Origin of the sequence: Aquabacterium sp., from assembly GCF_004297345.1 — a bacterium.
Classification (GTDB): Bacteria; Pseudomonadota; Gammaproteobacteria; order Burkholderiales; family Burkholderiaceae_C; genus Aquabacterium.
Genome location: NZ_SCTN01000457.1, coordinates 1 through 13821, shown reverse-complemented (window position 1 = coordinate 13821; position 13821 = coordinate 1). Strand labels below are relative to the sequence as shown.

Annotated in this window: 16 protein-coding genes; 13 read left to right on the top strand and 3 right to left on the bottom strand. The window is 61.0% G+C overall.

Annotated elements, in window-relative coordinates; all coding sequences use genetic code 11:
* Positions 1 to 30 precede the first annotated feature (30 nt).
* From EPO09_RS17750 to EPO09_RS17730, 5 genes are all read left to right on the top strand, one after another.
* Positions 31 to 645, top strand: a complete 615-nt coding sequence (locus EPO09_RS17750; protein ID WP_290645095.1) for a hypothetical protein — start codon at positions 31 to 33, stop codon at positions 643 to 645.
* On the top strand, positions 642 to 1772 hold the full coding sequence (locus EPO09_RS17745) for an efflux RND transporter periplasmic adaptor subunit (RefSeq protein ID WP_290645093.1): 1131 nt from the start codon (positions 642 to 644) through the stop codon (positions 1770 to 1772). Before EPO09_RS17750 ends, EPO09_RS17745 begins: the two co-directional genes overlap by 4 nt.
* Before the next feature lie 17 nt (positions 1773 to 1789).
* Positions 1790 to 4942, top strand: a complete 3153-nt coding sequence (locus tag EPO09_RS17740) for an efflux RND transporter permease subunit (protein WP_290645090.1) — start codon at positions 1790 to 1792, stop codon at positions 4940 to 4942.
* Between the two features lie 29 nt (positions 4943 to 4971).
* Positions 4972 to 5454, top strand: a complete 483-nt coding sequence (locus EPO09_RS17735) for a hypothetical protein (RefSeq protein WP_290645088.1) — start codon at positions 4972 to 4974, stop codon at positions 5452 to 5454.
* A gap of 97 nt (positions 5455 to 5551) precedes the next feature.
* The gene (locus EPO09_RS17730) at positions 5552 to 5947 is read left to right on the top strand and encodes a hypothetical protein (protein ID WP_290645086.1); all 396 of its coding nucleotides are present in this window, start codon (positions 5552 to 5554) and stop codon (positions 5945 to 5947) included.
* Positions 5948 to 6046: 99 nt separating this feature from the next.
* On the opposite strand, the gene EPO09_RS17725 is transcribed toward EPO09_RS17730, so the two are convergent.
* Positions 6047 to 6253, bottom strand: coding sequence for a hypothetical protein (locus tag EPO09_RS17725; protein WP_290645084.1), 207 nt, complete (start codon positions 6251 to 6253; stop codon positions 6047 to 6049).
* Positions 6254 to 6375: 122 nt separating this feature from the next.
* Positions 6376 to 7257, bottom strand: coding sequence for an acyl-CoA thioesterase II (locus EPO09_RS17720; RefSeq protein ID WP_290645082.1), 882 nt, complete (start codon positions 7255 to 7257; stop codon positions 6376 to 6378).
* Between the two features lie 105 nt (positions 7258 to 7362).
* Here EPO09_RS17720 and EPO09_RS17715 point away from each other — a divergent pair, with 105 nt between their 5' ends.
* The 6 genes from EPO09_RS17715 to EPO09_RS17690 all read left to right on the top strand — a co-directional run bounded on the left by EPO09_RS17715 (position 7363) and on the right by EPO09_RS17690 (position 10713).
* Entirely contained in the window at positions 7363 to 7782 is a 420-nt protein-coding gene (locus EPO09_RS17715; RefSeq protein WP_290645080.1) for a YkgJ family cysteine cluster protein, read from the top strand.
* On the top strand, positions 7779 to 8489 hold the full coding sequence (locus EPO09_RS17710; RefSeq protein WP_290645078.1) for a hypothetical protein: 711 nt from the start codon (positions 7779 to 7781) through the stop codon (positions 8487 to 8489). Before EPO09_RS17715 ends, EPO09_RS17710 begins: the two co-directional genes overlap by 4 nt.
* 139 nt (positions 8490 to 8628) lie before the next feature.
* Complete coding sequence (locus EPO09_RS17705; protein WP_290645076.1) at positions 8629 to 9090, top strand: hypothetical protein; 462 nt, start codon at positions 8629 to 8631, stop codon at positions 9088 to 9090.
* An 83-nt stretch (positions 9091 to 9173) separates the two neighbouring features.
* Entirely contained in the window at positions 9174 to 9848 is a 675-nt protein-coding gene (locus tag EPO09_RS17700) for a dihydrodipicolinate reductase C-terminal domain-containing protein (protein ID WP_290645072.1), read from the top strand.
* Between the two features lie 117 nt (positions 9849 to 9965).
* Positions 9966 to 10175: a DUF2892 domain-containing protein gene (locus EPO09_RS17695; protein ID WP_290645070.1), complete on the top strand. Its 210-nt coding sequence runs from the start codon at positions 9966 to 9968 to the stop codon at positions 10173 to 10175.
* Between the two features lies 1 nt (position 10176).
* Positions 10177 to 10713, top strand: a complete 537-nt coding sequence (locus EPO09_RS17690) for a sigma-70 family RNA polymerase sigma factor (RefSeq protein WP_290645068.1) — start codon at positions 10177 to 10179, stop codon at positions 10711 to 10713.
* A gap of 21 nt (positions 10714 to 10734) precedes the next feature.
* On the opposite strand, the gene EPO09_RS17685 is transcribed toward EPO09_RS17690, so the two are convergent.
* Positions 10735 to 11379 (bottom strand): DNA-3-methyladenine glycosylase I, encoded by a 645-nt coding sequence (locus EPO09_RS17685; RefSeq protein ID WP_290645066.1) that lies wholly within the window; start codon positions 11377 to 11379, stop codon positions 10735 to 10737.
* A 270-nt stretch (positions 11380 to 11649) separates the two neighbouring features.
* Between EPO09_RS17685 and EPO09_RS17680 the strand changes: the two genes are divergently transcribed.
* Together EPO09_RS17680 and EPO09_RS17675 are read left to right on the top strand one after the other, a co-directional pair.
* Positions 11650 to 12828: a TniQ family protein gene (locus EPO09_RS17680; protein WP_290645064.1), complete on the top strand. Its 1179-nt coding sequence runs from the start codon at positions 11650 to 11652 to the stop codon at positions 12826 to 12828.
* Positions 12829 to 12909: 81 nt separating this feature from the next.
* Complete coding sequence (locus EPO09_RS17675; protein WP_290645062.1) at positions 12910 to 13527, top strand: hypothetical protein; 618 nt, start codon at positions 12910 to 12912, stop codon at positions 13525 to 13527.
* Positions 13528 to 13821: the final 294 nt, after the last annotated feature.

Below are 13821 nucleotides of genomic sequence, written 5' to 3'. Positions count from 1 at the left end.
CCTGGGCCTGCTGCCCGAGGAGGCTCAGCCATGAGATTGCCACTTTTGCCCGCGTGGCCACTGGCCTTGGCCATCGCCACCACCGCACTGCTCAGCCCATCAGCGTGGGCCCACGGCGGCGAAGACCATGGCGACGAACCTGCCGCCATCAACACGCCAGCCACGCTGGCAGCACCACGCGCCACCGCACAGACCGACAGCTTCGAGCTGGTCGCCGTGATGCAAGCAGGTGCCAAGCCCACCCTCACGCTCTACCTTGATCACGCGGACACCAATGCGCCCATTGAGGGCGCAAGCATCGAGGTAGAAAGCGGTGCATTCAAAGGCACGGCCAAGGCCGTGGAACCCGGCGTCTATACCTTGCCAGCACCGGCCTTGGCCTCACCCGGTCGCTATCCACTGACGATCACCGTTCAAAGCGCAGCCGGCGCTGATCTGATGGACGCCACGCTGGACGTCGGCGCAAGCGATGCACCCCACGAGCAAGCACAGACGCACGCCAGCGATCACAGCGGCCCACAAGCGCCCCAGGCATCGTCTCGCTGGCCCTGGCTGGCTGCTGCAGCGGGATTGCTGATTGCCTTGGGCATCACTTGGCGCCGCCTGCGCCCCGCATCAACATCCGTCTCCAAGGAGTCCGCATGACACCCGTCCGCATCCTGAATGGCCTGTGCGCGGCCTTGTGTCTGTCGCTTGCGCAAGCCGTGTGGGCCCATGGTGGCGAAGACCATGGCGAGCACGCTCCAACTCAGTCAACGCCCACCGCCGCATCCGGCACCGCACCACAGCGCCTGCCCGACGGCAGCCTGTGGATACCCAAGCCCGCCCAATACCGCCTGGGCCTGCGAACCATCCGCACGAGCACGCAAAACCACCCGCAAGCCATTGAACTCAATGGCAAGGTGCTGCCGGACCCCAATGCCGGCGGCCGCGTCCAGACCACGCAAACCGGGCGCATCGAAGCCGGCCCACAAGGCCTGCCCGTGCTGGGCCAACGCGTGAGCAAAGGCCAGGTGCTGGCCTATCTGCATCCCGCCGTCACCAGCGTGGAACGCGGCAACCAGCAAGCCACGCTGGCAGAACTCGATGCCCAGTACGCCCTGGCCGAGCGCAAACTCGACCGCTACACCCAGCTCGAAGGCGCCATTGCCCGCAAGGACATTGAGGCCGCCCGTATCGAACGCGATGCTCTGAAGCAGCGCCGCGACGCCGTGCGCGGCAGCCTCAACGCACCCGAGCCTTTGCTGGCACCGGTCAGCGGTGTCATCGCCAGCAGCAGCGCCACTTTGGGCCAGGTTATCGAAGCCCACGACGTGGTGTTCGACATCATGGACCCCAGTCGCCTGATGATCGAAGCGCTCGCCTATGACGCCAGCCAGCTAGATGGCCTGAGCGAAGCCACGGCCAGCGCCCCCAACGGCGGCAGCATCGCCTTGCGCTTTGCCGGCGCGGGCCGCCAGTTGCGCGACCAGGCCATGCCCGTGCTGTTCCGCGTCGTGCAGACCCAAACGCCATTGGCCATTGGCCAGACGCTCAAGATCACCGCACAGACCAGACAGGCCTTGCGCGGCATGGCCATCCCCCGCGCCGCACTGCAACGCCTGCCCAGCGGCGACACCATGGTCTGGCTGCATGAACAAGCCGAGCGCTTCACACCCCACATCGTCAGCACCACACCGCTGGATGACGCCACCGTGATCGTGCTCAAGGGCCTTCAGGATGGTGACCGCGTGGTCACCGAAGGTGCCAACCTGCTTAGCCAGGTACGCTGAGCCAACCAGGACGAATCATGTTTGACGCCCTCATCCATGTCAGCCTGCGCCAGCGCCTGATCGTGCTGGCCGTGGCCTTGCTGCTGGTGCTCTACGGTGCCTTCACCGTGCGCCAGATGCCCATTGACGTCTTCCCGGATCTGAACAAACCCACGGTCACGCTGCTGACAGAAGCCGGCGGCATGGCCCCTGAAGAAGTCGAGCAGCAGATCAGCATCCCCATCGAATCGAGCATGAACGGCATGCCCGGCGTGAGCCGTGTGCGCTCGGTCTCCGGCATCGGTCTGTCCGTCATCAATGTCGAGTTTGACTGGGGCAGCGACATCCACCTCAACCGCCAGCAAGTCAACGAACGACTTGGCCTGGTGCGCGAGCAACTGCCAGCAGGCATCACGCCCCAACTGGGGCCCATCTCATCCATCATGGGCGAGATCCTGTTGATCGCCTTGCCGGCTGATCCGGCTCAGGTCAGCCCCATGCAGGTCCGCGATTACGCTGACTGGGTCATGCGCCCGCGCCTGCTGACCATTCCCGGCGTGGCGCAGGTGATCCCGATTGGTGGCGAAGTCAAGCAGTACCGCATCGAGATCCAGCCAGAACGCCTGCAGGCATTGGGGATCGAGCGCGAACAAGTGGCCCTCGCGCTGCGTGATTTCGGCAGCAATACCAGCGGCGGTTTCCTGCAAGCGAATGGTCGCGAATACCTGGTGCGACAACTGGGCCGCACCAACCGCATTGAAGACCTCAAGCAGGTGGTGGTGGGCACCAACCATGGCCAGCCCATCATGCTCGTGCAGGTGGCGCAAGTCAGCCTGGCGCCCGCCAACAAGCGGGGTGACGCCAGCTACCAGGCCAAACCCGCCGTGATCCTGTCGGTCCAGAAGCAACCCGGCACCGACAGTGTCAAGGTCACGCAGGATGTAGAAAAGGCCGTGGCCGAGCTGGCCCGCGCTCGCCCCAGCGGCATGGCCGCGCCGCAATTCCTGTTCAGGCAGGCCGACTTCATCGAACATTCTGTGCGCAATGTCGAAGAAGCCTTGCGTGACGGTGCGGTGCTGGTGGCCGTTGTGCTCTTCCTCTTCCTGCTCAATGTGCGCACCACGCTCATCTCGCTGACGGCAATCCCGCTGTCGCTGCTGGTGACGGCCCTGGTCTTTCACTACATGGGCTTGTCCATCAACACGATGACACTGGGCGGCCTGGCCATTGCCATTGGCGAACTGGTGGACGACGCCGTGGTTGGCGTGGAAAACGTCTTGCGCCGCCTTCAACTCAATCGCACGGCCGCCTCGCCACGCCCCGCCATCGAGGTGATTGCTGCGGCCACACTGGAAGTGCGCTCGGCCATCGTGTACGCCACCTTCATCATCGTGCTGGTGTTCGTGCCACTGTTTGCATTGCCCGGCATCGAAGGCCGCCTGTTCACGCCACTGGGCCTGGCTTACATCGTGTCCATCCTGGCCAGCATGATCGTGTCGATCACGGTCACCCCTGTTCTGGCGCACTACCTGCTGCCCGGCCTTGTGCAGCGCATGCCCGCAGCCCATCAAGACACACCGCTGGTGCGCCACCTCAAGCGACTGGACGAACGCCTGCTGCGATGGTCCTTCCAACATGGCCGGGCACTGCTGTTGATGGCGGCACTGGCCGCCATCACTGCAGCCACCTCACTGGCCTGGATGCCACGCGCCTTCCTGCCGCCCTTCAACGAAGGCACGCTGACGCTGAGCCTGCAACTCAACCCGGGCACCTCGCTGGCCGAGTCCGACCGCATCGGTCGCCTGGCTGAATCCCTGATTGGCAGCGTGCCCGAAGTCACCCAGGTTGGCCGCCGCACCGGCCGCGCCGAACTGGACGAGCATGCAGAAGGCGTGCACGCCTCCGAGATCGATGTGGACCTGCGCGACTCGGATCGTTCACGCGATCAGATCCTGAGCGACCTGCGCGAACGCCTGGCCGTGCTGCCTGCCGTGATCAGCATTGGTCAGCCCATCTCGCACCGCCTCGATCACCTGCTCTCAGGTGTACGGGCGCAGATCGCGCTGAAAATCTACGGCGATGACCTGGACACACTGCGCAGCCTGGCCAGCGATCTGCAAACGCGCTTGAAAGCCATCCCCGGCCTCACGGATTTGCAGATCGAAAAGCAGGTGCTCATTCCACAAATCAAGCTCCACGTCGATTACGAAGCCGCCTCCAGACTGGGCGTGGCGCCGGGCAAGCTCCTGCGCGCACTGCAAGAGCTGATCGAAGGCGAGAAGCTGGGCCAGGTACTGGAGGGCAATCGGCGCTTCGACATGGTCATGCGCCTGCCAGAAGCCCAACGCCAGGCTGCTCGCCTGTCCACAGTCCTGATCGAGACGCCCAATGGGCCGGTGCCGCTGTCGCAACTGGTGCGCATCGAAGACGGTGACGGTCCCAACCAGATCAACAGAGAAAATGCACGCCGACGCATCGTGATCTCGGCCAACACAGCAGGTCGTGATCAGACCGCCGTGATCAAGGACATCCGTTCGGCACTGACGGCACACGCTCTGCCGCCCGGCTACTTCACCGCGCTGGAAGGACAGTTCCAGGCGCAAGAACAGGCCGCGCAACGCATGGCCTGGTTGAGCGCGATCTCGCTGATGCTGATCTTCATGGTGCTGTACAGCCGCTACCGCTCGGCCGTGTTGAGCGCCATCATCATGAGCAACATCCCGCTGGCATTGGTCGGTAGCGTGGTGGCGCTGTGGCTGTCAGGCCAGCCTTTGTCGATCGCGGCATTGGTTGGTTTCATCACACTCACGGGCATCGCCACCCGCAACGGCATCCTCAAGATCAGTCACTACATCAACCTTTGCCTGCATGAAGGCGAGACCTTCAATCAGGCCATGATCGTGCGCGGCTCGCTGGAGCGGCTCACACCGGTGCTGATGACCGCACTGGTCGCTGCCTTTGCGCTGTTTCCTTTGCTGATGTCTGCGTCGGCGCCTGGCAAGGAAGTGCTGCATCCCGTCGCCGTGGTGATCTTCGGCGGCCTGATCAGCGCCACCTTGCTCGACACCCTGCTGACGCCTGTGATGTTCTGGCTGTGGGGGCAAGCACCGCTGGCACGCATACAAGCCGAGGCCATCGCGAAAATCCAGCAGCCCCAAGACGCGATCGTGACGACAGCCCCAAGTTTTTGACCCCTATCTGCACTCACCAGGAGACCCACATGACACGCAAGCACCACCTTCGCCGCTACATCGTCCTCACGCTCACGGCAACCATGCTGAGTTGGGCCGCAGCCTCACCCGCACTCGCCCATGACGACGCCTACCTCGATACCGTGAAGGCACCTCACGGCGGGCAATTGCGCATGGCAGGCCCCGTGCACCTGGAACTGGTATTGAGCAAGACGCCACCAGAGGCCCAAGACAAACCCGCCGCCGTTTACGTGACCGACCATGCCGGCAACAAGCAAAGCACCGCTGGCGCCAGCGGCACCATCACAATCCTGTATGGCAAGACCAAGGTCAGTGCGCCGCTCACACCGGATGGTGACAACAAGCTCAGCGCACAGGCCGTCTACGCCGCCACACCAGACCTCAAAGCCATCGTGAGCGTGACCCTGGCGGGGCAAGTTGCGCAGCAAGCCCGCTTCACACCATTCGCGAGCAAGGACAACGCGCACAGTGATCACGCCGAGCATCACTGACAAGCTAGGGGGCGCACAGGGCGTAACTAGGGATGTGCACACTTCATGCGCAGGCTCACATTGCTGGCATTGCAACTCACCCACTTGGAGTCTCATCATGCCCAGCAATTTCGTTGCCCCGAACCTTTTCCACCTCTCAGGCGGTGGCATGCAAATCACCTATGCCACCAGCGGCCTGGACGGCAAACCACACCTCCACTTTCAGGACAGTCATCACAACCTGAACTACTCGGGCGATCAGATCCGCACAGTGCCATGCGATCTGGGCACCTTGGTCAGCGTGACGATTCAACTCACCGTCGATGCGGGTTCCACCTCATTCAGCGTGCTCATCCCTCGGGTGAATCTGCTCAACCAGAACAGTGCGCAGATCCATACCGATGGCATCACCGCATCACACCGTTTCTCGCTGGTGCCCGCTTTGAACCTGGGGCAACTGGACCTCTACACCGTGACGCGTTTGCAAGGCACCGCTCAGCACGTGTTGTTCTGACGAACACAACCGGCGCGCCCATGAAAAAAGGCCGGGATGAACCCGGCCTTTGGCAGCATCACCACCCGTGTCAAAGCGCTGACACGGTAGAGGCGAGGCTTACTTGCTGGCAGCAGAAGCTGCGGCTTCCACCTTGGCGGCAGCCTTGGCCTTGTGAGCAGCCTTGTGCTTCTTCGCGGCGTGCTCAGCCTTGGCAGCAGGTGCGCTGGCGGCAGCGGCGCTGGCAGGGGCGGCAGCAGGCGCTTGAGCGAAGGAAGCAGCAGCGAACAGACCCAGAACGGAAGCGATGACGATGGACTTCTTCATGATGGAACCTTTCAGTAAGTTGGCTACTGGAGCCGGTTGATGTGGCTTTTGGTCAGCCATGGTTCCTTAACGACCGCGTTTGAAGCCCGGTTGACAGCGCTTTCAAAAAAACACGACGATCTTCAGCGCCTGATCCAGGGCCGCACCATACCCTCTTGCATCACCGAGGCCACCATCTGGCCGTCGCGGGCATAGAAGCGCCCCTGGCACAGGCCACGCGCACCACTGGCGCTCGGTGAATCGAACACATACAGCAACCAGTCATCCAGCCGGAAATCGCGATGGAACCACATGGCGTGGTCCAGGCTGGCCAAACGCACCTCGCCACGGAACAAGCTCAGGCCATGCGGTGCGATCGCGGCCAGCAACAAGCCATGATCAGATGCGTAGGCCAACAAGGCACGGTGCACAGCCGGGTCATCCGGCAAGGTGTCCATGGTGCGCACCCACATGGCGATCTGGCCCTCACGCTTGGGCGGGTTCATCAGATCGACCGGTGCGACAGGACGGTACTCCAGGCCACGCGGTGCCAGTGTCTTGTCATGGAAGTAAGGCGGCAGATGCGGGATGATGGCCTGACGCAGCTCGTGCTCGCTTTGCAGCCCCTCAGGGCCCGCTACTTGCGGCATGGCAGCTTGATGCTCAACGCCTTCCGACGCTGCCTGGAAAGACGCATTCATCTCGAAGATGATGTTGTCACCCTGACGCGCCACGACCCGCCGCATGCTGAAGCTGCGGCCATCACGTACGCGGGTGACCTCGTAATCGATGGGCGCATGCTCGCCTGGCAGCAGGAAGTAGGCGTGCAAGGAGTGCACGGGCCTGTCGGCCTCCACTGTCAGCTGGGCGGCCTGCAGAGATTGGCCCAGCACTTGTCCGCCAAACACGGCAGGCGTGCCGATGTTGTCGCTCTCGGCGAGGAAGTGATCGTTACCTGCGTCACGCAAGGTCATCAACTGCAGCAGCTGGTCAAGCTGTTGACGTGCATAGGTGGAATCAGTCATGAAAGCCAATAGAAGAAAGGAGCCCAAAACAGTGGGCCCAAGTATGCAGGCATTGCAGCGCCAGCACTTGGGCACAATACGGCTTGCCGCGTTTCGCCCCTTGCCATGAAGTCTTCCATCTACATCGTTGACGTTGACCGCACCGACACCTGGACCCGTTACCGCAATGGCCTGTGCGACAACTGCATGGCCAATTGCTGCACCATGCCGGTCGAGGTGCGCCTGCCGGATCTGGTTCGGCTCGAATTGGTCGATCCATTCGAGGCGGAACATGAAGCGCCCAAGCAAATCGCCAAACGGCTGACCAAGGCGGGTCTGGTGCAGCACTTCAACTTCAAGTACGAGGTCTTCACGCTGGCCAGACGGGCCAATGGCGACTGCCATTTTCTGGATGCCCAAACGCGCCGATGCAAGGTTTACGACAAGCGCCCCAACACCTGCCGCAAACACCCGCAGATCGGCCCAAAGCCAGGCTACTGCCCCTTTGGCGCCAAGGCCGCGCCACGCAAGGAAGATGCACGATGAGCCGCCTTCAGTCTCAACTACATCGCCTTTACGGCGTGGGGGAGCAGCCCCTTCGGTTGATCGATGATCATGGCCAAGTGCGCGCCATGGTCATGACCTTGGGGCAACCTGCTGACTGGTCACAGCTGTCAGCCGTCTGGCAAGGCGTGCAAGCCGATTTCGGCCTGCCGGCACCGGCCATCGCGGTCAACGGCAAGGATGCGTATCAACTGTGGTTTTCGCTGCAAACACCTGTGCACGCCAGCCAGGCAGCAGCCTTCATGGTCGCGTTGCAAGCGAGGTACCTGGCTGCCGTGCCGCCACACCGTGTGCACACACAACCCGTTGATGCAGCCACACACGACGCACAACTGCCTCCTGTCGAGGTGCAGGGCGATCAGTGGACCGCTTTTCTGGCCCCCGATCTGGCGCCCATGTTCAACGACACGCCCTGGCTGGATCTGCCGCCCAATCGCGAGGGGCAGGCAGATCTGCTGTCCAAAGTGAACAGCATCACGGCACTCGACCTGGATGCGGCCATGGCCCGGCTCACCGTTTCGACCTCTGTGCCATTGGCATCGACCATACCCGCGTCACAGACCACATTGGCCACACAGCACGGCGATCCCAGGCAGTTTCTGTTGAGCGTGATGAACAACGAAACAGTGGCGCTTCATCTGCGCATCGAGGCGGCCAAGGCCCTGCTGCCATTCGAGCCACGCCAGTAGCCCATTCAAGTCGCCTCAAGCCGATGGCGCCCTTGCGCCAAAAGCCCCAATTGCCTTGCCGAGCCCGGACATATTCACGCCCCGCTCAGCACAAAGGAGGCGCAAAATCACCTCTCCAAGCGCGCATGGAGACGTTGACATGGGTGTACTCGGTCAAATGTACCGGCTCCTGACCGTGGCCGGCGCACATGAAGCAGACAAGGCCAGCGACAGGCGGCCACTGCAGTTGCGGCTCAATGACGCTCGCCGCGAGCTGGACATTGCCTTGGACGCGGGCCGCACAGACACCGCGCACCTGCGTCTGATGGTGCAGGAGATGGAGCGCACATTCGAATTGCGCAACACGCATGCGCGGCTGCTGGAAGGGCAAGACCAGGAAGACGCGGCCATGGAAATCTACGAAACCAATGTGACCGACATGTTCGCCGGCAGCGTCCCCTACGAACGGCTTCTGCAGATCTACACCCACAAGAAGGCCACCAAGGAAGCTCAACGCGTGGCGCGAGCCTGCCTGGCCCATGCCGCCGTCGATCTGGATGCAGCGACGCGCGCACTCTGCCTCTCGACGCTGCAAATACCGAATGAAATCGACCCTGAATAGACCCGCGCACCGTGTGATGGGCCGAGGCTGAAACCGACGGGCCTGCTAAGCTGCATGCCCCAAGAGACCACGGCAGCCCCACCATGCAAGTCATCATCGCCGGAACAGGCAAGCTGGCCACTGAACTGTGCCAACTGCTGAGCAAGAGCGCCGACTATCAAGTCAAGCCTTGGGCAGATCGGCCCCGCACGGCAGAACAAGCCATCGTGGTGCACGCAGGTTCCGGCCGAGAACTGGAAGACATCGTCGCCTATTGCGAAGCCACACGCTCGACGCTGCTGGAGCTATCGACCGGGTCACGCATTGAGAGCATGTCATGCGGCTTTCCCGTTGTGCTGTGCCCCAACACGAACATCCTGATGCTCAAGTTCATGGCCATGCTGGAGCAAGCTGGCCCGATGTTCCGTCCCTACGCCATCCAGGTCATGGAATCGCATCAGGCGACGAAAACCTCGGTGCCAGGCACAGCAGTGAACATCGCCCACTCGCTCGGGGTGGCGACCGATGACATCCATTCCGTGCGCGATCCCGAAGTTCAAAAAGCGCAATGCCAGATCGCCGACGCCGACCTCGCACGCCATGCCTATCACCAGATCCTGATTCAGGATGGCCCTTGCAGCGTCAAGCTGGAAACACGGGTCTTTGGCGATGCACCCTACGCACATGGTGTGGACCAGATCATCAAAGCTGCGATGACCCACGAACTGGAAAACCGGTGTTACCCGGTCATGACATTCATCCAGCAGGGCTGGCTGTGACGGGGTCGGCCAACAGGCCTTGAAAAAAAGCCTCCGCAACGCGAACCGTTTCACCGCGCTGGCGCCTCTTAGCGTGTGAGGGTCGACCTTGAACCTGAACTCGCAAAGGAGCTAGAGATGTTTTACGTGAAAAATGTACCCAACTGGGAACGTGCCATCCGCCTGATCATGGGTGCCTTGGCCTTGGCCTACGCCGCAGCCAATTGGGGTGGGGCTGGATGGGCTGTGGGCGCAGGTGCCATGGGTGTGATGACGGCCATGACTGGCCTGATCGGCTTTTGCCCGATGTGCGCCATGGTGGGCCGCAAGCTTGATAAAGGCCATTGACATGGCTGCGCCAGCCGATGCCGCCCCCTTGATTCTGGCCGCACAGACGGGTGATCCCAGCGCGATCGCCCGCTTGCTGGCCATGTGCCAGGCTGATGCCAGAAGATATGCCCGCCGCCACTGCCACGCCAGTGATGTGGACGACGCGGTACAGGAGTCCCTTCTGACCATCTCACGCAAGGTACAGGGCCTGAACGCCGCCGTGGCGTTTTCATCCTGGCTGTTCGTGGTCATCAAGCGCGAGTGTCAACGGCTGGCGCGGATGATGATGCGCCACGAGCGCCTGGAGGACGACATCGTTGAGCAGCAACTGGCGCTGCGCAGTGACGATGCCCTGCGGATCGACCTGGCCAATGCGCTGGAATCGCTGCCAGCGCATTACCTGGAAGTGATTCTGCTGCGCGATTTTGAGGAGCTCACCATCGCAGAAATTGCCCAACGCCTGGGCGAGCCGGCGGGGGCGGTCAAGAGCCGCTTGCATCGCGCTCGTGAACTGGTGCGTGAGTACATCACACCGACGGTGGCACCGATACGTTGAACGCAGGCGCGTTGAATGCGCTCATGCACTGCCTTTGCCTGCGGCAATGCCCGGCACCTTGAAGCCTCGCCGCGCCTTGGCCACCTGGGGCGCGATGATGCAAGCCCGCGCATGGTCATTCACCAGGCCCATGGCCTGCATGAAGGCATATGCCGTCGTGGGCCCGACAAACTTCCAACCTCGCTTTTTCAAATCCTTGGACAAAGCGATCGACTCAGGCGCAGTGGATGCGGTCTGCGGCTCAGCCGCCTTGGCCGGATCCAGCTCGTATCGCCAGAAGTAGGCCGCCAGCGAGCCGCACTCGGCCTGCAACTGCACGGCGCACCGGGCATTGTTGATCACGGATTCGATCTTGCCGCGATGGCGCACGATGCCTTCATCAGCCAGCAGGCGTAGGACCTCGCGCTCGCCATAGCGCGCTACCTTGTGGAAATCGAAGCCATCAAAGGCTTGCCGGAACGCGGGTCGTTTGGCCAAAATGGTTCGCCAACTCAAACCCGACTGAAAGCTCTCCAGGCAGATTTTCTCGAACAGGCGCACATCGTCGGCCACCGGAAAGCCCCACTCTTGATCGTGATACGCCTCGAACTCCGGTGCAGCGGCGCACCATCGACAACGCGGGCGGCCGTCTGCGCCATCGATCGTGCTTGATTTGTCGGTACCCATGGCGTCCTCCTCTTATGGCGTTGCTTGATGTGCTGGTGCGGTCTTGCCCGCGCGCGTACAGCATAGCCGCAAGCAGTCAGTGCTAGGCTACGGGCCGTCGCGTCATATTCAGCTGAGGAAACGGATAACAAAGTTTCAAAACCGCTTCCTAGGAAATCACGACTCTTTTGGCGTAGCCGCAGCTTCGCAAAGTTTCAAAAATTGGGCTGCCGCATGCGAGCCGCAAACTTGCCTTCGAAAACAGAGTCTCAAAAGCCCTTGATCTAGCTGATGATTCCGACCTTCCCAAAAGACGCCACGATTGCATCCATCGAACTGGCGTGCTGGCGGGCTAGCAGAATTCCTGACGTGACTCCAGCCATCCGGAGCATGGCCGGTGGAGCTGGGTCACTGCAAAGCCGGTTTGGCTATCGCGCTGCAACGCTCAGCCGTACTGTTCTCAACGGTACAACGTCGCCGGAAACAATCCTGGAGAAGCACTCCATGTTTCCGTTGATAGCTGCACTTGCTTCAACTCAGGTTGTTCCTCTTTGGCGCAATGCCATCGCGAATGGGAACGACGCCGCGCGACTCCGATATCTGCCTGTACTCCATCAATGGGTCAAACCGTCCCGAAGACTTCGCCTTTGCAGGAGTTGCGTACTGAGCGATCTTGAGACACACGGAACAGGCCACTGGCGCGTCGTGCATCAAGTCCCTGCCATAAGGTTTTGTCACCAACATGACGAGGTGCTCCACGACGAGTGTGCGGACTGCGGCAGCGCCTTCGGCGGGAAAGACAAGTGGGCTCTCCCCAGTGATCCTTGTGGTCACTGCGGCTCCTTGAACAGCCGGTCATCGCTTTCCCCCCTCAAGAGCGATGGCTACAACGCCTTAGCTGACCTGACTGTTCGCGCGCTAAACGGACAAGCTCCCGAGTTGGAACCAGAGATCAGAGCAGCCCTGCTACGGCACATCATTCAGTTGGCGCAAACCGATGCAGAAACCCTGTTAGATCAATTTCTTGACTGGTGGGCCGTTAACGATTTGGCAGAGTTGAAAAACTTGCTCCAAACGACCATCTGCCCGAAAACCACAACGAGGCTGTTCCGCGAAGGGAATGCGCCAGTTAGCGCTCAACTGTGGATGGCGATCACAGCATTTGCTTGGGAGCACACGGCAGATGCCGGTCGCTGTGCGCTATTGATGCACCAGTACCCCAACACCCGCGACCTATTTGACCCGTCGACTACGCCGTTAAGAGGAAGCGAGTTCCGCACAGAACTTGCCGAAATCGTTCGCAGACATAACCTGCCACCCGAGCTAACAGGACTGCTGATCAGCGGTCAAGTTCGGCTTGGGCACCTCCTTGCCGGAGGCGCCAACGTGCTAATGGTTATTGACTCCTTGAGTAGCCATGCCCTTAGTCAACTGACAGCGCATGTCCGTTTAAGAGGTGGTTCGCTATAGTCAAGCCAAAGCCAGGAACAACGCGGAGGCCATTTGCCTCTGTCGCGGAAGTTGGGCACGCACAAAAGCCAGAGACCAACCATGAACGCAATCAAGGAATATCTTCGACAGCAGTTGTCCCATTTCGACTCAACAGCTCTCTGGTCTCCAGTCATCATCAGAGACGCGGCGAGAGTTCTTGGCTACTGGGCTGTTCCTTCATTTTTGACAGTCATTGCCGTTGCCACATTTAAAGAACACGTTCCGTCCAAATACCTTGAGGCCGCAATCGGTGAAGGGATTGGTCCGCATCTTTGGAATGTCATTGGCACACTCGCACTGATACTTGTTGGCCTCAACATACTGATGCCTGGATCAAAGCGCCTTGCAAACGCTGCCTATCAAGTTTTGACTAACACATATGCCATCGGAGGGCTGACGCTTGGCTTGCTGTGTGGGCAGATGGCCGTGGGGCTTGCCGCGCTCCCCAAGTCAATTGAGCTATGGCGGGTTTGGCTCCTAGGGACTGGAGGCGCGTTCCTGGTCTTTCAGGCGATGACACTCAACTTTTCCCTCTGGTATCTTGGGCACCTAATGGATCCGCAGCAGCCCACTAACGGATTCTTGCAGAGAGTCCAAGCTGTCGATCTGCGTTTGAGGGTGGTTGCGTTCGCACTCTTCTCCGTGCTACCAATTGCACTGCTTTTTCTCGAACTCTAGTTCATTGATCGACGATGGGAGGGCCTGCGCCGATGCGGCCCACGGTTCAGACAAAGCAGGAACTGAAACACACTGACTCCCAGGGAGTCGAGATTGTGACTGGCGTTGGCGTAATGCTGTAGGACACCTCCCGACCCAAAGGGGGCGTAGCCTACGCGTGCCGCAAAATAGACGTTGGCTGTTGACTCATCCATGCTTTGCATATCATTCGCGGATATGACCTGTCACACCTTATGTCCGGCTTAAATAGACCAGCCCTCAAGGGAGGGCTGCTAGCCTTCTTGGCCGCCACAC